At 39.1% G+C, this 21,410-nt stretch carries 7 protein-coding genes; 2 read left to right on the top strand and 5 right to left on the bottom strand.

The features are described from left to right. Positions 1–47: 47 nt before the first annotated feature. The 3 genes from VIO64_RS14930 to VIO64_RS14940 all read right to left on the bottom strand — a co-directional run bounded on the left by VIO64_RS14930 (position 48) and on the right by VIO64_RS14940 (position 2,782). Complete coding sequence (locus VIO64_RS14930) at positions 48–557, bottom strand: hypothetical protein (RefSeq protein ID WP_331919627.1); 510 nt, start codon at positions 555–557, stop codon at positions 48–50. Positions 558–634: 77 nt separating this feature from the next. Further along, entirely contained in the window at positions 635–1,864 is a 1,230-nt protein-coding gene (locus VIO64_RS14935; RefSeq protein WP_331919629.1) for an NAD(P)/FAD-dependent oxidoreductase, read from the bottom strand. Positions 1,865–1,885: 21 nt separating this feature from the next. Continuing rightward, the gene (locus VIO64_RS14940; protein WP_331919631.1) at positions 1,886–2,782 is read right to left on the bottom strand and encodes a MurR/RpiR family transcriptional regulator; all 897 of its coding nucleotides are present in this window, start codon (positions 2,780–2,782) and stop codon (positions 1,886–1,888) included. A gap of 255 nt (positions 2,783–3,037) precedes the next feature. Here VIO64_RS14940 and VIO64_RS14945 point away from each other — a divergent pair, with 255 nt between their 5' ends. Next, a complete protein-coding gene (locus tag VIO64_RS14945) occupies positions 3,038–4,195 on the top strand; it encodes a CapA family protein (protein WP_331919633.1) in 1,158 nt (385 codons plus the stop codon). 227 nt (positions 4,196–4,422) lie between these two features. Beyond that, positions 4,423–4,929 carry a hypothetical protein gene (locus tag VIO64_RS14950; protein ID WP_331919635.1) on the top strand — a complete coding sequence of 169 codons (507 nt, stop codon included), beginning with the start codon at positions 4,423–4,425 and terminating at the stop codon, positions 4,927–4,929. 76 nt (positions 4,930–5,005) lie between these two features. Here VIO64_RS14950 and VIO64_RS14955 read toward each other — a convergent pair whose 3' ends face one another. After that, complete coding sequence (locus VIO64_RS14955) at positions 5,006–8,014, bottom strand: S-layer homology domain-containing protein (protein ID WP_331919637.1); 3,009 nt, start codon at positions 8,012–8,014, stop codon at positions 5,006–5,008. A 48-nt stretch (positions 8,015–8,062) separates the two neighbouring features. Continuing rightward, on the bottom strand, positions 8,063–21,307 hold the full coding sequence (locus VIO64_RS14960; RefSeq protein ID WP_331919639.1) for a fibronectin type III domain-containing protein: 13,245 nt from the start codon (positions 21,305–21,307) through the stop codon (positions 8,063–8,065). Positions 21,308–21,410 lie beyond the last annotated feature (103 nt).

The raw sequence follows: 21,410 nt of genomic DNA on the forward strand, positions 1-21,410 counted from the left end.
TAGATGAAATACTAAAGACAGGCATGTGTAAGACTTCAAATCCTATATCAGTTTTCGCTTGTTGTCTCAGATATCTTTACCATTATTAGGTTTTTAAGCTCGGATTCAACCGTGAACTCTTTTCCCACACAGCTGTTTTCAATGTTGCTGCTGCTTTTGGTAATCTTAATAACTGCAGAGTTATTGGTTCTGGTACCGTCTATTTCAATAACATCTCCGTCCCTCACTCTCAATACCATGCTCTTATTTGAAAATGCAGCTACCTCATCCCCATTAATTAAGATATTAAGATTTTCGTCCCTCTGAATATTCTGAAGCTCAAGCTCCAACTCCCCTTCAGTGAAGAGATTCTCTTCCAGCCTTATAGGGCTTCCCTCAAATTCGGTATCCTTAACAAGCAATTTTCTTGTGGTTGGGGCAGCCAGTAATATTTGAGTCAAAATTAGCGATGCAAACAAAATAAAAAACGTTATTACAAATGCTTTCTCCGTATTTGATCTTATCCTTTTTTTCTGATTCTTCTTGCCTTTTCCTACTTTAAACACTGCAATCTTCATTTTCCATACACTCCATGAAAATCATATAATCATTTAAAACAATTTAATTATATGCACATTGGAATAAAAAAATACTATCAGCAGTTTGCTCCTGCCAGAAATCCTGTTGAAAAGGCAATTGTCAAGTTAAAGCCTCCGGTATAAGCATCCACATCTACAACCTCTCCCGCAAAGAACAGCCCTTTAACAAGTTTTGACTCCATCGTTGATGGATTTATCTCAAGAGTAGATACGCCGCCTGCAGTAACAATGGCTTCACTTATAGGCCTTGCACCGCATATGTTTACTTCAAGATTCTTAAGAAGCTTAACAATGCCTCTTCTTTCTTCCCGAGTAATTTGATTGACAAATTTCTCCGGTGATATCGATGATAAATCAATTATTATAGGTATCATTTTACTTGGAAGCAAATCATCCAGGGCATTTTTAAACTGCTTTCTGGAATACTTTTCAAAATCCCTTGTGAGTCTGTCATAAAGCTTTTCCTCATTTAAAGCAGGCTTAAGGTCTATTGAAAGCACCACATCCTTATAATCATAATCTAAAATATGCCTGCTGGCACTTAAGATGAGGGGTCCTGAAACCCCAAAATGAGTAAACAGCATTTCCCCAAAATCGTTGTATACTTTTTTTCCCTTTGAGTTTTTTAGTGTTATAGCAACATTTTTTAATGAAAGGCCCTGGAGATCTTTTACCCATTTTTCCTTTGCCAACAGCGGTACGAGAGAAGGCTTTAGGTCTATGACATGGTGTCCTAAACCCTTTGCTATCTTATATCCGTCACCGGTAGACCCTGTACCGGGATAAGAAATACCTCCTGTTGCTATTACAACAGAGTCGCATTCAAGCTTTCTTCCATCCCTTGTAACTACCCCAGTCACCTTCCCATCCTTAATATCTACATTATCTATCGGGGTGCTTAACCTGACACTAACGCCTTTGATTTTTAAAAATCTCCATAAGGCATCTACAACATCCTTTGAGCTATCCGATACCGGGAAAACCCTTTCTCCTCTTTCAACCTTGGTTTCAAGCCCAAGCCCGTTCAGCATGGCTATCAAATCCTGGTTTGAAAAGGTATAGAAAGATGAGTATAAAAAATTCCCGTTCCCAGGAGTGTTTTTTATAAGTCCTTCAATATCAGTGTTATTGGTTATGTTGCACCTTCCCTTGCCCGATATTAAAATCTTTTTCCCCAGCCTGTCATTTTTCTCAAAAAGTACAACTTCATTACCAAGCTCGGCAGCCTTCCCTGCTGCCATTATTCCAGCAGGTCCGCCGCCAACTACAAAAACCTTTCTTTTCATTTTGTAACTCCTATTATATTATTAAAAGTCTGCTTTTCTGAACTGTTCAACGTGGTCCGGCTTTTCATAAACCTGGTACTCGTCCCATATAGTCTCAAGTCTCTCAAATGTCTTGAAAAGATAGTCCTTCCTTCTCATACCTACCGCAACAATCAAGGCGTTTATAACACTTAAGGGTGCTACAAGAGAATCCGCAAAGGATGCCATATCACTTCTTGCTATAAGTGAACTGTCTGCATATTGGGCAACAGGAGACTCATAACTGTCGGTAATCGCAACTACGGACGCCCCTTGATCCTTAGCAAACTGCATAGCCTTAATTGTCCTCTTTGAATACCTGGGGAAGCTTATACCTATTACAACATCTCCGCTTGATGCATTTATAATCTGTTCAAATATTTCACTCACACTTGTTGTATGGACAAGCCGTACATTATCAAAAATAAGATTGAAATAAAATCCTAGGAAACTTGCCAAGGGTGCTGAACTTCTAACCCCTAATATATATATCTTCTTTGCGTTTAATATTGTTTCAACGGAATTGTTAAAGCTGCTTTGGTCTATCTCCTCCATAGTTATTTTAATTTTTTCCATATCTGAGCTAAGTACACTTTTTAAAATGTTCTCATCACCTATTCTATTGGAAGAAACCTCCAGTCTCTGAACTGCAGTAAGCTTGCTTTTAATCAGTTCCTGCAAAACTTTCTGGAGCTTGGGGTATCCGTCATATCCCAATTCGTTGGCAAACCTTACCACTGTGGATTCACTGACTCCAACATCCTCACCAAGCTTGGCAGCTGTCATATATGCAGCTTTTCCATAATGATTTATAATATACCACGCAATTAACTTTTGGCCCTTACTGAATTCATTCATATTCTCCTGAAGCTTCTTAATCAAATCATTTGACTTATCCATATACCCACTCCATCTTTATATAATTAGTATATTAACATTCTCTTGCACCTTTTTACCTATCACAGATTATATTACATTTTTACAGGATAAAAATCAATATATACATAAAACACTTGTTTCTGAATCTGTCATTATTTGCTCCGACAAATACAAGATTATTTACACTTTTGTGTTTTATCTATATAATAGTCCTAGTTGATATTATTTTATATTTTTTACAAATTATATCCTATTATTAGGAAAGGATGAATTTAGTTGAGAAAAATACTTTTTATAGCTATTATTTTGATAATATCGTGTGCAGGAATATTTTATCTGTATGATTACACTGTGAACAGCTCTTTTTTTGATAAAAATGCCTCTCCTACAGAGAAAGCAGTGAGCAGCAGTGTTAATTCCCCTTCAAAAAAGAATATTCCAACCCCTATACCTACAAAAGTACCTACCAAAGCACCCCAAAGCAAAAAAGACACTATTACCCTCTCCTTTGCAGGGGATGTTTTACTTGATAGGAATGTTGCAAATGTCATAAGCCAAAAAGGTGCAAAATTTATATTGTCAGATGTTAAGCCTGTTCTTGCCGCTTCCGATATTTCGATGATAAACCTTGAATGTCCCATAAGCACCAGAGGCACCAAGGCAAAGGACAAACAATTCACCTTCCGTGCCAAACCATCTAGTGTTGAGGCCCTTACTTCAGCCGGAATTGATATTGTTACTCTTGCAAACAACCATATTCTGGACTTTGGTACCGATGCAATGCTTGATACTTTTACCAACCTGGATAAAGCAGGTATTAAATATGTCGGTGCAGGCTATGACCTTGATAAGGCCAGTATGGCAAAGTATTATAATCTAAACGGTTCTAACGTAGCCATCCTGGGGTCAAGCCATGTCATACCTGTGGTTGAATGGGCAGCAGGAAAGAACAGCCCCGGTGTTGCTACAACCTATAATCCTGCAAGACTTCTTTCTGAAATTAGCAATGCAAAAAAGAAGGCCGATATAGTTGTGGTTTACCTTCACTGGGGTACTGAACGCAATACCAAGCCCGACACCTATCAGAGAAACCTAGCCAAAAAGTATATTGACAGTGGTGCAGACCTTGTTATAGGATCTCACCCCCATGTTCTTCAAGGCTTTGAATATTACAAGGGTAAGCTTATTGCATATAGCCTAGGCAACTTTGTATTCACAAATATAAAAAACGATACAATGATTTTAAATGTAAAGTTTAACAGGGATAAATCCTATACCGCATCAGTTTCAGCATGTGCGATCGATAACTACCGCCCTGTTCTTCTTAAGGATAAACCTAAGCAGACGGCACTGTTTAACAAGCTGCAACAACTGTCCTTCGGTGCCCGCATCGACCCAAATGGTATCATTAGCCCGTCAGCAGGAATAAAATAGCTTGCGGATTGTTGTTGTGAGAACTAAATATTTAATACTTTAAAACAATTTTAAGTTATTTTAGTTATTTTAAATAACTAAAAAATAATTTTAACTATTTTAAACTATTTATAAGACATTTTAAATTCCATCCCGTATATATTTATGAATACAATAAATTTAAAATATAACATGTTATCGATGTATTGTTATTTACTTTAATTATTCATAGAAGGGATGGATGTATAATGAAAAAAAATAACCCCATTTTAGGAATTGCATTATTGGTGCTGGGAGGCATTCTTCTATACAATAATTTCTTCCACACTAACCTATTCAGCATGATGTACATGTGGCCCATGTTTGTTCTTGGACTTGGCCTTGTGTTTGAATTCAATTACTTTACAACCAAAAAAGCACCTGGCCTGTTGGTACCTGGCGGAATTCTTACCTCACTTGGGCTTCTTTTCTTCTTTGAAGCCTTTACCCATTGGAGATTTTCAGGAATGACCTGGCCTTTTTACCCGCTGGCAGTTGCTGTTGGACTTTTTCAATTGTACCTGTTCTCAGGAAGGCCAAAAGGACTGCTCATCCCTGTAGGAATCCTTACAGCAATAGGCGGCAGCTCCTTTGCGATAATGTTTATCAACAGGTTTACATCCTTTGCTGCACATAATTTGTATGTTCCTGTTATTCTAATTATACTTGGATTGTTCTTCATATTCGGAAGATCGGAGAAAAAAGAAGAATTTTGATTGAGCAAAATCATAAAAGTCGGGCCGACACAGTAGTGTTCGGACCCGACTTTATTACTTCTCCTTTTAACTTACTTTACGGTTCGGTATCAATATATTTTTGAGCAATTACACATACCTCTGCTCTTGTTATATTTCCTGCAGGTCTGAAAGTTTTATCCTGGTATCCGCCAATCAACTTAAGCTCGACTGCCTTGCCTACATAGCCCTTTGCCCATGAGGCTATCTTAGCATCATCTGCAAATGAAGTTTTATCAACGTCTATTTCATTATATCCCATGGCACGTACAAACATTGCAGTAAATTCCTGTCTTGTAATGTAGTTGGAAGCTTTAAAGGTATTATCGGTATATCCCTTTATCCATCCCATTTGTACAGCTGTTTTAATATAACCGTACGCCCATGAGGGTATCTTTGCCTCGTCCTTAAATGCCAGTTTGTTTGTGTTATCAGGATTTTTGTTGAATATTTTAACCAAAACAATTGCAGCCTCAGCTCTGGTTATTTTGTTGTCCGGCTTAAAAGTCTTATCAGGATATCCTGCCATTATGCTAAGCTTTATTAGTTTCAAAATATAGTCCTTTGCCCAGTGGTTCTTGATATCTTTAAGCTCGCTGGCATCAGTTGAAGGCTTTTCACCGTCATCCTTCACAACAGATCGTTTTATATTGATTATATATGTCTTAACTTCGCCATTTTCAGCTTTTACACTGATTTCCAGTTTTGTTTTTTCAGACGGAACATTAATATGATAGTTTGTAACACTGTTTGATTTAACAACACCGTCTATTGCCAGCAAAGCATTTTTATCTTCAGTGGTTGCATCTATTATAATATCCTTTATATCACTGTCAAGTGTAAGATCATACAACCCTGTATTTTTATCAAAGGCCGGACTTAGTGTACCCTTGTCGATATTTAATTTGCTCAATTTTGCATTATTGCTTTTATTTGTTGAAGGTTTATTGTCTCCTGGTATTACAATAGTCCCTCCAGGAATACCCGTATTTCCATTGCCGTTTTGGCCGCCGTTCTGATTTCCGTTGGGGTCACCGGTATTATCATTACCGCCGGATGAAAGCTTTTTTGAAAGCAAAAATGATGTATTGTTGTTGGAAGTATACCTCTCTTCACTGGATGTGGTTGTTAAAATGTGTATTATCTTAACTCCATCCTTATCAAACTTCATATCCTTTGTATTGATAGAACATAAGATTTGCTGCTTCCCGCCGGCATTCACTGTAAAGAGGCCTTTCTCTGTTATGATTCTGCCGCTTTCCGAGTCCTCTCTGCCAAAAAGCTTCACATCCTTGGCAGGTATAACACTGGTATTTTTGATGGTCACTACAAGAGTTTTGGAATCTTCATTTCCCATTACGGTCAGCTTTTCAATCAATATATCACAGTAGCCCATATCTGCATAAATTATGTTGTCTGTCATATCTATATCCGCGTTATCATTTACCAAAACCTTTAGGTAAAGATTGTATTTTCTAGCTTCCTTCGGCGTAAAGCTGGTACTGATATTTTTAAAAGTACCGGCCTTGATGTAAGTTTCTATGGTCTTACTTTGATCAAGTTTTTTGCCGCCATTGAAGGGATTGCCTTCATACGCTTCTATAGTGAGTTTCTTTATAGCCTTATTGCCTATATTCTTAAAATCAAATGATATGGGCAGTGGCTTGCCGGGACAGAAATCCGACTCATTGTACTTTGTTGATGCTATATCCGCAGAACCATTGGTATTCCAGCTAATCTTAGTGATGTAGAGATCGCTTAAGCCCTGTTCGTAATATTTATTTTTATCAAGAGTTTTTTCTATTTTTTCTGCTTTATTGCAAACAACATAAAGCTCTCCCGACTGGTCATATATGGCGTCAAAGCTCACAATCATCTGCTTTGTATCTGTAAGCTTAACGATGTTTGTCATTTCTTTTATTTCGGTATCATAAAAGGCACCGAATACTTCTATACTTCCATTAACCTGCTTTGCCCACATGAGGCAAATGCTGTCATTATCTAAAACAATCTTATAATTGTCATTATAACCGTCTATGGGTTCAGGAAGGAAATCTTTAGTCACCGGAGCTGTTATATCTTCCACATATTTTATCCTTTTGTCCTGGTACCAGAAAACTGATGCCTTGTTATTTCTTGTAACAATCTCAGGTTTTGAGTCAATTACATTATTTTTTGTAAGCTGCTTTTGTCCGCTTTGTGTACTTGCATCGGCAATCATATAATATATTTCTCTGTCAACTACAGTTTCAAGCTTTTTATCAACATCCAACGAGTAAGACAGGTATAGCTTTCCACCCAAACCTGTTGAAGTCATAGATATGGGGATACCGGCACAGTCTGCCAGCTTTTTGGCCTGCTGCCATGTTGATCCGTCAAAGCAGCTGTACATAATACTGTTGTTACCCTTTGTACCAAAAAGATCCTTTGCATCGTTGCAGACCCATGATACATATGCTTTTCCACCTGATACTGCTGCTACAGGAGTTTGATCAAGCATATTGTTTGTGGTAAGCCTTACCGGTGTTTCAAAGCTATTTGCTGCCTTGTTGAACTTTGAAACTTTAATCTCACTGGCTTCGGCAAGCTTTTCAAGTGTTGCGTCAGTTTCACCAAATTCCTTATTTATATTTTGCCAGGTTACAAACACATCATTTCCATCAGATGCTATATTGGGATAAAAATCAGCTGTATTGTCATTATCAACCGGTTGTGGAGCTGTCCATGCCCCACTAGCACCAATCTGAACAGAATACATAAGTTCTGTCCTGTTAACAGAATTCCTTGAAGCATCGTCTGCAAGCCATACCAGTACATTGGTATTGTTTACCCGCTTTACTAGCGGCTCAGAACCAGGATAAATGTTTGTCTGGAGTATTCCGTCACCTGAAGCGTTTCCTTTCCACTCCGACGGCAAATTGATATAATCACGGTCCGACACAACAAAATCATCTGTCGGCGTAATTGTATTTTCAGCAAATGCAATCAGGCCGGATGCCTGAATCGTAATCAGGCATCCAAGCAATATAGCATATAGTTTGCTTCTTTTAGATATAAGTTTTCTCATTATTTATTTCTCCCCCAAAAGATTAATACTATATTAAAAGTGATGAATCTAGTTCAATGGCCATTCTTTTTCCTTTAATGTAATCTTGCGTTCAAATATAAGTGCTTTAAGCGTTAAATTGAGTTTTGCAAATATAGCGGCCTGAACGTCTATCGTGTCTGGTGTATATATAATATCAACCTTCGGACCGAACTGCCCGCTTAATGTAACCGAGGCAACCTTGGCAATTCCAACCCCTCCGCCTACTTCTATAGAACCTTCCAGCTTAAGCGTTCCTTTTGGCGTTATTCGAAATGGTTTACTTCCATCAAGGTTCTCAATAGACAAGTTGCTTTCAAGCTGTCTGTATTCCACGCTGCCCTGTAGAGTTATAAATGCTACAATAGGCACACTACCTATAAAGAACTGCTGCTCATGAGTAAAATCTGCCTCTCCAAGAACCAGCACTCCCACGTCAACTTGTTTTATCTTTTTAGGATCATCTTTAAGCCTGACCACCTCTGCATAAGCAAAGGCTCCAACACTGTAGTCCAGTGTGTTTGAATAGTTAAAGACTTTCTTGCCGAAAACCCTCTGTAATTCTCTCCTCAAATCCTCCCAAGCTTTTGCTTTTTGATAAGCATCAGCCAATGCACCGGAACCATTTTCAAAAGTCTTCAAATCATCTCTGATTTGACCTTTTATATCACCAAAACCATTGCTTAACGCATCTTTGTCCAGCTCAATCCCGATAGCGTATTGATCCTTTATCTCATTTGAGCTATACTCAACATCTTTTTTATGCCAAGCCTTTAGGGGCCCTAATGAGCATGTTATTTCATCATCAAGAATTCCATAAGTATCAAAGGGCAGCTTTATGGGAGATGGTGGCGGAAGAAGCTCAGTATCTGCCTCTTCAGAAACTTGAGGAGGTTCTTCAAATTGCAGCATTACTTTAAACATTTGAGACCTTGAGCCATCAGCAGATTCTGCAACGATATATACATCTTCTGCTAAGCTGTCAAATGTTTTTCCAAGTGCCGCTTCAAATATTCCGTCAGAGGAAGATATGCTTTTTGCTCCCTTAACAATATATACATTTCCAGGCCTGTGTCCACGCCAGTTCACGTAAGTATGTATGCGGTACTGACTGCTGCTTCCCACTTCAATTCGTGTGGCAGAAAGGGATAAATCCTTTTTGTTGTAAGTTTCATCAAAAGCTGCAATGACATATGGTGCAGTTGTGCTTGTCTCTTTATCAAGAACTACAGTCATCATATCGCTGTAACCATCGTATGATATATCCATTTCATAAGTATTGTATCCCTGAAGCTCAACCTTTAAGGTGTAATCGCCCCTTTCAGGTATGAATATACCAAAACCTGCAGTTTCAGGCCCTTCATACTGGTTTATCACCTTACAATTTCCGCTCACTACCTTATATGTATTACCATCCTTGTCTGTGAGAGAAATCTGTGCCCCGTTTAACAATGAGCCGTCTGATTTACTTACCACTGCAACCATGAAGAGATTCTTCTGTCCCGCATTCTCCATATACATTGAAGGAATAACCTCTTCAGCCTGGGTCTTGCTTGACCATAAAAGCTTTATACCGCCTTCATTGCTGCCGGTTTGGTAATACTCAATACGTATTTTGGCACCTGGATAAGATATTTTAAATGAAGTCTCTCCATTGTTTGATATGGTATCCACAACCTTTAAATCTTCAACAAAAACCCTTACTCCCTGCTTTGAATCTACCCTGATCATATATTCTTCATTGTACTTTAAGTTTATATTTCCTTCCCAAAGTACACTGTATTTTGAAGAGCTCATCCATGATTTAGGCTTACCGGAGCCCCAGCTAAAATCAATATTTCCGTCTATTGACTCTTCAAAGGAACCGCATAGCTTTTCATTATCAAAGTACCAACCTGAAAGACCGCTGCCTCTAGACCTCTGTATCGATGTAAACTCCCACTCAACAGCATCAGTTGATGCTATTACTTTTGTCTGGCTTAGGTCTAGGGGTCCTGACAGATCATCACTTGGAAGCAGCCAGAATTCATACCATTTGATCTCTCCTGCCTTGAGTTCAGGTATATTTATATCCAAATTCTGTCCTTCCTTGAAAGTGAAGTTAGTCCCTTCTTTAAGCTTAAATGAGACATTATACTGCGAAAAGCTTGCTTTATTCATTATGCCCAGCCTTATAAGGTATGGGTCATCCTTATATCCTATATTCTCTGCCTCACAGTATATCTTCATCGCACTAAGCCCATAAACCTTAAGCTTATCCTTTGCTACAAATCTCTTCTCTATAAGTGCATCAAAAGGCTGAAGTCTTGCACTAAAGTCCGCAGACAACGAATATTCGCCTATTTCATCTCCCCGAATAATCCAAGATGCCTTTCCTTCTCCTCCACCCGGAATATTAACAGGTGTAAGATTTTGGTTGATTTCACCTTTTACAACAGTAAGTCCGTAAGGAGCATTGAGCTTCGCTTTAGAGCCTTCCAGTACAAATTCCGCCCCTTGTGCAAGGTTTTGTACAGTGAGGTTTACCTGGAAAAACTCTTTAAGCATACTCATTTCGCCCGGTATTTCCATATATGAAACAGTTGGCGGAACTGATGGGTCTGGAGCCGGTATTACATTTACGTATACATATTTTCTTTTTGATGTTACACTGTCATTTATGACATAAGTTGTATGTGTTAAACCTGTATTACCTATCTGTCCGTTGCCGTTGCATATAATCTTATATCCCAAATGGATTGTAAAACTATACACATATTGGTTTGCTGCTGACCTTACATCAATACCTGCTGCTTTTATTTCATCAAGCGTCATTCTTTTAAATGTAAGACTTCCATCTACAACTTCACCACGGTGCAGCTTCACTATAACATTGGCGTTCGTACCTGGTGTAATACTGATTTCACTCTTCGCAGGCTGATAACCGTTTTTGAATGCGTAGGCTGTAAAGCTGTTCTTTTGCTGAGCACTTATTAAAGGAACAAGTACTTCAGCAATACCGCTGCTATCTGCATCCAGACTCTTTTCGGTACCGTCAGGCAGCTTCACCACGATGTCAGCACCGCCTATGCCTGTACCTGTTGAGTCATCAACAACCTGTACCTTTACTGTGCTTGCATTTGCGTCATCCATGATATTTATTTTTTGTTCCGAGAAGCCTTTGTTTCCTGCCGAGTCATAAACAGTAAGCTTAACGGTATACTCGCCTGCTGTGCTGAAATTGTGGTAGGAAATAGCCTCTGTTGACTCTTCACCATCTCCAAAGCTCCACAATACCTTTTCTATTTTGTGGTTATCCGAGGATCTGCTCGAATCAAATTTTACCAATGATTTTGTAGTAGCCTGGGTCTCAGCTTTAATTACTGCAACAGGATTTTCAGTATCATCTACTGTGGGTATCCCATAAGCTGTATTGCTTTTTGAAGCATTGAGATACTGATCAACAGCCTCAACCTTATAATAGTATTTGGTTCCTGCTTGAACATCCAAATCCTCATATGATGTTTTTGTAGTTTTTGCTATTAACGAAAATCCTCCATCCGGATTTGTGCTCCTTAATACATGGTATCCGGCCATATCAGGTTCAGCGTTGGCACTCCATGTAAGCTCTACCTTCCAACCTCCTGCTTTGGCTGTCAATTCAGGTGCTTTTGGAGCCGCCAGGTTGAAACTATATGTTACCTTCAGTTCATCGCTTTCATAACCGTTTACATCTTTTGCTGTAAATACCACCTCATAATTTTCTTCGGTAAGTCCCTTTGAATCCCAATTAAATTCACATACATTGCTGTAATTATTTATACCGCTTACGGTTTTTACTAAAGTCCATTCCGTGGAACCTGCCAAACGATATTTCATTGTAATACTTTCCAATAAATAGTTGTCTTCAGCAAGAACTCTTATCCTTGGATTAGCAGGCAGAACAGCATTATTGGCATATGAAACACTCAAAATCTGAGGTTTTTCGGTATCAGTAATTAGTTTTGCAGCCTGTGTTTGGTATGCTTCACTCTCATTACCCGATGAGTCTACTGCTGTTATTTTGTACCTGTAGCTTATGGAGCTCTGCAGATTCCTGTCCCTGATGTTTAGATACTGATAACCGCTTGCTATTTTCTCATAGGCTCCTCCGTCTTTAGATCTATATATATTGTAATAGCTTAAATCTTCTTCAGTGCCCTTGTCCCATTTTAAATCAATGTATGAGGCACCAGTTGCTACCTCTACCCCTGTAGGTGTAGCCGGTGGGGTATGATCGACTATATACTCATTTATAGGTACTCCATCAGATACATTTCCGCTCCCATCTTTTGCAATACAACGGATATATATTTTTCCTTCTTCAAGCTTCAATATATCATAATTGTATGAAACATAAGCATTTGATGCTGATGCAGTGAGAGCTACTATGTCTGTCCACTCTGCTCTGTCACGCGACACCTGGAATACGGCTGATACTACTTTTATGTTGTCGTATATGCTAGCTGAAAGGAGCAGTTTATCCTTATACCTCTTTGACACTGGTCCAAGGTAAGTTATGACAGGCTTGATATCATCATCGGTAGTTGTTACCGATAGGGTCTCCGATACCTCACCCCTGTTTCCGTATTTATCATAGGCACAAACCCTGTATACAAAAGTAGTGTTGTTTAATAATCCAAATAACTGGATTCCCCTCTGGGTGCTAACTGTACCTACAGTTTTAAAGCTTCCATCCTCATTTTGACACTCTACCTGGAAATATGAAAAATCATTGTCGGGAACATCATCCCAGTTTAAGGTTATGTTATTTGATGCAGGAATTGCCTTCAATCCCGTAACCTTTTGGGGTCCCTGACGGTCAATTACATAAGCCCTTACAGGAGTTCCGTCACTTTCATTTCCTGATGTGTCAACCGCTATTGCACGTATATATACATTTCCGTTCATAGTGGGAGTTGTCCAGCTAAAATTGGCGTTGCCGGTAGTATTAACTGTCCTTATGTCATTCCAGTTATCCGTCCCGTTTAACGAATACTGCAGCTTTATGCTTGATATCTGTACATTATCCTGTGCTCTTACTACTATATTGCAGTTTGATCCCATTACGGTATTGTTTGCCGGTTCTATGCCAAGAATAACAGGTGGTGTGGTTTCGGAACTTGCAATTGCACTTATAACCCCTGTTGTATTGCTCTCAAGCCCAAGCTTGTCTACAGCAGATATCTTGTAGTAATACGTTTTTCCTATCTCAAGACCTGTGTCCTTAAAATTCACATTGCTTCTACCTGTTACTGTTCCTGCCAAACTCCACCTTGCACCCGCATCAACAGAACGGTAAACTCTATAGATGTTTGTATCAAGTTCAGGGCTGGCTTCCCACTTTAACTCTATACTGCCTTCCTTTGATACCGCTGTGAGATTAGTCGGTATAGATGGAGCTGACCTGTCCAAATCCAGTGTTACTATGGAACTGTCCGAATCCCTTCCCGCATCATAAACAGTATACCTTACCTTATAGCTTCCGCTTTCGGTAATTCCGGCATAATCCCAATTGATGCTGAACCATATATCATTGTAATTCCATGATGCTCCTGTACCAGAACCTATGCTTATCCAGTTGGTTCCATCCTTGGAATACTCAAAGGTTGCATACGCACCGGTATAGTTGAAGCTGTTTGTAATGCTAACTGTTAACTGATTACCTGTGCCACCTATGGTAGTTCCATCGGAAGGCGACACACTCTTTATATGAGGCATTACCGGCGTGCAGCTAACCTCCAAAGACTTCTCAGATTTGTTTCCTGCATTGTCATATGCAGCCACTGAATATTTATATGTTGTATCCGGTACAAGCTCTTTATCGGTAAATTTATTGGTTGCCGATGTAGATATTAAAGCCCCATCCCTGTATATCTCATACCCCTTTACACTTACGTTGTCAGTGGATGCTGTCCATGTTAATGATATGGTGTGCCCTGTTCTAGATGCCAATGATAAATTAGCAGGTACGGTAGGCTTCTCTGTATCAACTACAGTATCTACTGTCTTTTCATTGCTTGCAACAGACAGGTTGCCTGCTGCATCATATGCTATTACATAATAAGTGTATGTAGAATCAGGAGTTAACCCTGCATCCTTATAGCTGTTTGTTGCAATAGTTTTTATCTTTGTATTATTTCTGTAAATGTCATAAGCCGTTACACCGATATTATCCTCCGGCACTGTCCAGCTAAGGGAAATAGTTGTAGTTGTTTTATCTACAACCGTCAGCTCCGGTGCAGCAGGTGCCTGATTGTCAAATATCAATTCATTGCTGGCTTCTGAAATATTTCCAGCATTATCGTAGGCTTTAATTATATATTTGTAAGTTCCGGGCGGAAGTTCACTGTCTAAAAAGCTAAGACCGGTGGTAGTTTTTAGCTCTTCTCCGTTTCTAATTACCTTATATCCGATTACCTTTACATTATCTGTTGATCCAACCCATGAAAGCAATACTGAATTTGGAGTTTTAGCTGCTGCTGTAAGGTTTTTAGGTGAAGTAGGTGCCGATATATCTGGTTCTGTTCTTACTTCTATAATATTACTGTCTGCAGAAATATTTCTTACAATATCAAAGGCTGCAACCTTATATACGTAATGCGTATCGGGTATTAAATCTGTATCAAGGTAGTTTGATTTTGCAGTACTAGATATAAGTTCCCCATTACGATATACATAGTAACCGGCAACCCCCACATTATCATTTGAAGGAGTCCATGTCAGTGACACCTTTGTTTCTGTCTTTGATGATGAAGATAAATCAATTACAGCTGTTGGAGGCTCTTTATCGTTTTCTTCTTCAAGAAGCTTATTCCATACAGGTGTCTTGTTGAATGTGTATCCTATATCCATCTGTTTGTTAATGGATAATATGTTAAAACTTGAGCTGCCAGGGTTTTCAAAATATACATTTTGAAGTCCGCTGCCATTTAACATAACTTTATGGGTTCCTGTTGCCTTAAAATTATTTCCGTAATACTGTACCCTTTGGGTAAAGTCACCTCTAACCTCCAGTACACCAGCTGTAAGATAGCCTTCGTGACCATAGTAGGTCTGGGTAAAGAAATTTCTTTTAACAAGCACATAATCGGCTTCATTGGTCATTTGAAAGCGTCCGTATGTGCCATAAGGTATGGAGTAATCTTTTTCAACTACTATCTGACCTCCGCTAACTACCACAGTTCCATTTTGGGTAAAACTGCCTGCTGTCCTTATTTCCCCACTGCTTAGGGTTAAGTTGCCTGATTGGGAGATACTGCCTCCCGCAATAAGCTTATGGCCTTTCAAATCGATTGTACCGTTTAGTACCATATCTTTTCCCGCATTCACATCATTGCTTAATATTGCATTGGCCGAGAAGCTTATAGACTTTTCAACATTAATTTTATATCCGTTTTGATTAAAATTGCCGTTATAAATATTTAAGCTCCCTTGAATATTTAGATCCTTTTTTAGGGTTGTATTTCCTTCCATACTGAGGTTGTATGGCCAGCTTTCCCAGTTAATTGCTGCTGTTGAGCCAAGATATAGATTTTCACTGTCCACAAGAGTAGATTTTGTAAGTTTCACCTCTCCAGTTACTACCGTTTTTGTAGCAAACCTTAATCCCTGCAACGAGGTATTTGCAATCTCGAGAGTGCCTAGTGATGATTCTCCGTTTTCTGTGTTTTCAAAGGATATTGTCTGAAAGTTTTTACCGCTAAGCATCAAAGTATGGGTTCCTTCTGCTTTAAAGTTATCTGCAGCTATTTGTCTTTTTTGTGTAAAGTCTCCCTTTAAATTTATTACACCTGCTTTTAAGTAACCATTATGGCTGTATTGTGATTGAGTTATAAAGTTTCCTCCAATCTCAATATAATCAGAATCGTTTACCATCTTGAGAAATCCGTTACTATAGCTGAAACTTATTGTTCCATCCGCTGCTTTTGCTGCGGTTTGAATCCTATAATCCCCAGAAACAAATAGTTTACCGCCGTTTATATAAACCGTTCCTCCTGATTGCACAAGATTTCCCTTTACAGTAAGCGTATAACCATTTAGATCAAGGACATCTTCAGCAAGATATAGATCTCCATCAATAGTCTCATCCTTTGTAAGCTTCCATCCCATTTTGTCTCCATTAGCAAAGGATACTCTGCAGCCGTTTCTTATAAACGTAACCGCTCTTAATGGAGTTGCAAATTTTACTCCCTGCTCTGAGCTATTTAGAAGCTCAAGAGTACTAAAACCTGATTCAGCTGCCTCAAAGCTAACTGTTTGTAAGCCTGCACCACTTAATATCACCTTGTGGGTTCCTGTTGCTTTAAAATTATACCTGTAGTAATGCACCCTTTGGGTAAAATCCCCTCTAACTTCTAAAACTCCCGCAGTCAAGTACCCGTCAAGATTGTAATACGACTGAGTAAAGAAATTGCCTCCAACCAGCAGATAGTCCTTTTGATTGGTCATCTGAAGGCGTCCATAGGATGGATATGGAAGCGTATAATTGCCTGCTACCGACATTTGTCCTCCACCTAAAACCACAGTTCCGGTCTGTGAGACATTTCCTCCTACTGTGACTTTCTGGCCATTAACATTAAAGGTATTGTTGTTAATGCTAAAATCCTTATTTACTGTTAATTCTGCTGTTAAGGTTATACTAGCTGATATATTAAGGCTTTTCCCAACACTTATTTTAAATTTGTTCTGGTTGAAGGCCCCCGCATCTATAAACAAATCACCCGAAATATTTAAATCCTTATTTAGCGTCCTGTTTTCTTCCATGCTTAAATCATAGGGCCATACATCCCAGTTTATAACTGCAGTTGCTCCAAGATAAAGGTTTCTGCTATCTGTAAGAAGTGCAGTTGTCTCTTTTAATTCTCCTGTAACATAAGTTTTTGTTAAAAACTTTACACCTTTTTCTGAGCTGTTTGTTATTTCCAAAATTCCAAAGCAAGAATATCCGCTTGCCGGAGAATCGAAGGAGACATTCTGCAAGCCTGCTCCCCTTAGAATTGTTTTATGGGTTACACCGGCTTTGAAGTTGTCATAGGCTATCTGCCTCTTTTGTACAAAATCCCCCAAAACCTCAAGAGTACCTGCTGCAAGCATTCCATTATGACTATACTGGGATTGGGTTATAAAGCTTCCCCCTACCGTAACATAGTCCGATTGATTTACCATTTTAAGGTATCCGTTTCCATAGCCATAAGTAATCGTGCCATCTGCAGCTTTTGCGGCAGTCTGCATCCTGTAATCGCCGGTTATCTCAAGCTGGCCTCCGTTTATATATATGGTTCCGCCGGACTGTATCAGGTTACCCTTTACAGTTAACTTATGACCGTTTAAGTCAAGGGTCTCTCCTGCAAGATATAGATCTCCCTCATAAGTTTCATCCTCCTCAAGCTTCCACCCTAGAACATCGCCATTGGTAAACGAAACCTTGCAGTCGTTTCTTATAAAAGTTACTGCATTTAATGGTGTTGCAAATCTTATTCCTTGTACAGAATTATTATTAAGCTCCAATATATTAAATCCCGACTCTGCCGCCTCCATATAAACTGTCTGCAAGCCGGTTCCGCTCAAAATTACCTTATGTTTTCCTGTTGCCCTGAAATTATATCTATAGTAATGTACCCTTTCAGTAAAGTCCCCCTTAACCTCCAGCACCCCGGCAGTTAGGTAACTGTCATGGTTGTAATAGGCTTGTGTAAAGAAACTGCCCCCAACTAAAAGGTAGTCTTTCTCATTTGTCATTTGAATTCGTCCATAAGATGGGTATGGTAAAGTATAATTTCCTGCAACCAACATCTGCCCGCCTCCCATAACAAGAGTGCCTGACTGAGTAACATTCCCCCCTACAGTAACTTTTTGTCCTGCCAGGTTTAATGTGCTGCTTATGGATAAATCCTTACCAACTGTGACTTCACCGCTTAATGTAACATCGGATGATAAATTAAGGCTTTTCGCAATGCTTATCTTATATTTGTTTTGGTTAAAGCTGCCACCATTTATATAAAGATCCCCTGATATATTCAAATCCTTTTGAAGTGTCCGATTTTCTTCAAAGCAAAGGTCATAAGGCCATGTATCCCAGCTTATGACTGCAGCCCCTCCAAGATAAATATTCCGGCTGTCTGTTAAAGGTGTGGTTGTAGTTTTTGCTTCCACAGCTACTACAGTTTTTGTAACAAATTTGACTCCCTGCTGTGAGCTATTGGTTATTTCCAGTGTACCAAAGCAAGAATACTGGCTTGCAGGACTGTCAAAAGAAATATTCTGTAATGCTGTACCGCTTAATACAACCTTATGAGTTCCTCCCGCTTTAAAGTTGTCATAAGCAATCTGCCTTTTTTGGATAAAATCTCCTTTTATCTCAAGAATACCGGCAGTCAGCAAGCTGTTATGGCTATATTGTGATTGAGTTATAAAGCTTCCATTTACCTTTATATAGTCTTTCTCATTAACCATCTTAAGGTATCCGTTTCCATAGCTGTAGGAAACAGTTCCGTCGGTAGCTTTTGCAGCGGTCTGCATTCTATAATCGCCTTCTATGGTTAGCTGTCCCCCATTTATAAATAAAGTACCGCCGGACTGAATAATATTGCCTTTAACCAACAGATTATAACCGTTTAAATCAAGGGTTTCACCTGCTAAGTACAGGTCTCCTTCATATGTTTCATCCTTTTCCAACTTCCAACCTAGAATATCACCATTGGTAAACGAAATTTTGCATCCGTTTCTTATTAGTGTGGTAACATTTGGTGGGGTTACAAATTTTACTCCCTGGTCAGAGTAATTTTTAATTTCCAGTGTAGAAAAGCCTGATTCCGCAGCCTCAAAGCTTACTGTCTGCAATCCGGTGCCGCTTAATACAACCTTGTGGCTCCCAGTGGCTTTAAAATTATATCTATAGTAATGTACCTTCTGTGTAAAATCTCCCTTTACCTCCAGAATTCCTGCCGTTAAATAACCATCATGACTGTAATAGGTCTGTGTAAAGAAGCTGCCTTCTACCAAAAGATAATCCTTTTCATTTGTCATTTGGAGCCTGCCGTATGACGGGTATGGCACTGTATAGTTTCCCGCTGCCGACATCTGTCCACCGCCGACTATAAGGGTGCCTGACTGTGAAACATTCCCCCCAACATTAACCTTTTGCCCATTCAAATTAAGGGTACTGTTTATTGTAAGATCCTTTCCGACTGAAACACTGCCGCTTAATGTTACATCAGATGATATACTGAGGCTTTTTCCTATACTTACCTTGTAATTGTTCTGATTGAAAGTTCCTCCGTTAATATAAAAGTCACCTGATATAGCCAAATCTTTATTAAGTGTCCTATTCTCCTCAATGCTTAAGTCATAAGGCCAAGTATCCCATACAATTGAAGCAGTGGATGCCAGATAAATATTCCTGCTGTCAGTAAGTGGTGTTGTAGTTGTTTTTATCTCTCCTGCTATAACTGTTTTAGTTCCAAAACTCACACCAGCTGCTGAGCTATTTATGATTTCCAATGTTCCAAAACATGAATATTGGCTGGAAGAACTGTCAAATGCCACGTTTTGCTTGTTTGAACCACTCAGTATTATTTTATGGGATTTTCCAGCTTTAAAATTATCATTAGCTACCTGCCTTTTTTGAATAAAGTCACCCTTTACCTCAAGCGTTCCGGCTGTCAACATACCGCTATGACTATATTGGGACTGGGTTATAAAACTTCCCTCCACTTTAACATAGTCAATATCATTTACCATCTTAAGGTATCCGTTTCCATAGCTATAGGAGATCACACCATTACCTGCTTTGGAAGCTGTTTGCATCCTGTAATCCCCTGTAACGGTAAGCTGACCTCCGTTAATGTATACAGTGCCGCCTGATTGAATAAGGCTGCCGTTTACAGTTAGTCTATGTCCGTTTAAATCCAGAGTTTCTCCTGCCAGATAAAGATCTCCATCATATGTCTCATCTTTATCAAGTTTCCACCCTGTGACATCACCATTGGTAAATGAAACCTTGCAAGCATTTCTTATGAAATTTACAGCGTTTATGGGTGTTGCAAATTTAACACCCTGAAGGGAATTGTTATTAAGCTCCAAAGTCGCAAAACCTGATTCTGCTGCTTCAAAGTTCACAGTTTGCAAGCCTGTGCCACTTAGCACAACCTTGTGCTTTCCGGTAGCTTTGAAATTGTACCTGTAATAATGCACCTTTTCAGTAAAGTCACCTTTTACTTCCAGCACACCGGCTGTCAAATACCCATCGTGGTTATAATAAGTCTGAGTAAAGAAACTGCCTTTTACAAGCAGATAATCATCTTCATTTGTCATTACAAGACGGCCGTATGAAGGATAAGGTAGTGAATAATTGCCGCCAACAATTACCTTTCCTCCCGCTAGCTCCACATTGCCATATTGGGCGAAATTGCCTCCTACATTGATTTGACCGCCTCTTACATTGACATTGCTCGAATTCTGGAAGTTACCTGTGACATCCAATTGGCCGAAATTTATATTAAAATTACCGTTACTTTGAACAAAATTACCGTTTACCGTTATTTTATGTCCATTTAAGTCTATGTTACCCGAATCTATGTACAGATCCCCATATACCTTATCTTCATACAGCCTGAGATCGGATTTTATATGTGCAGGTTCCACAGTTAATTTTACATCCAACTTATTGCTTGGCTGTGATAGGTTTCCCGATTTATCCTTGGATTTAACCACAAAACTATATGGCGTATAGGGCTTTAAATTTTCCACTTTATATGATGTCGTTCCTGCATAAACACTTCCAACGACACTTTCCCCTTCATACAACTCATAGTCTGTAATGCCGGCATCTTCTGCGGGTGATTCCCACTTTAATGTTACGGTCGATTCGGTTTTGGATTCTACAGATAGGTTTAATGGTGCCGATAGAGCGTAGCTTCCATATACCTCTTGCGTAACCGGTGTCTGTAAAATCTCTTCAGTTTTTATGATTTCCGAAGATGGCGGAATTGATGAATCTGTACTTACATTAACCCTGGGAATAAGAGTAGGAGTAACTACAGATGTTGGTATTGCTGTATACACAGCTTTAGTTACATCAGGAACTGCTGTTACTGATGATGGCACCGAGGATGCTTTAGGAGTATTTTCCAAAGCTCTCTCAATCTTTTGATCTGTCTCTACCGGCTCTCCGGTAGAAAAGCTTGAAGTGCACTGGCCGGCTAACAGCGATACAATCACCAAGCCTGCCAATAGCCTTTTTAATTTAGTCTTCACTTTTTACCCCCCAAAAATAAAATGTTAAAATATAATATAAAAAGCCTTGTATACCCTAAGGAATATTAGGATAACAAAGCTTTATACACAACTAATAATATCA

Origin of the sequence: Pseudobacteroides sp. (assembly GCF_036567765.1) — a bacterium.
GTDB lineage: Bacteria > Bacillota > Clostridia > Acetivibrionales > DSM-2933 > Pseudobacteroides.

Excerpts from the sequence above, each read along its gene's own strand:
- VIO64_RS14930 (WP_331919627.1), bottom strand. The coding sequence starts at position 557 with ATGAAGATTGCAGTGTTTAAAGTAGGAAAAGGCAAGAAGAATCAGAAA.
- VIO64_RS14935 (WP_331919629.1), bottom strand. The coding sequence starts at position 1,864 with ATGAAAAGAAAGGTTTTTGTAGTTGGCGGCGGACCTGCTGGAATAATG.
- VIO64_RS14940 (WP_331919631.1), bottom strand. The coding sequence starts at position 2,782 with ATGGATAAGTCAAATGATTTGATTAAGAAGCTTCAGGAGAATATGAAT.
- VIO64_RS14950 (WP_331919635.1), top strand. The coding sequence starts at position 4,423 with ATGAAAAAAAATAACCCCATTTTAGGAATTGCATTATTGGTGCTGGGA.
- VIO64_RS14955 (WP_331919637.1), bottom strand. The coding sequence starts at position 8,014 with ATGAGAAAACTTATATCTAAAAGAAGCAAACTATATGCTATATTGCTT.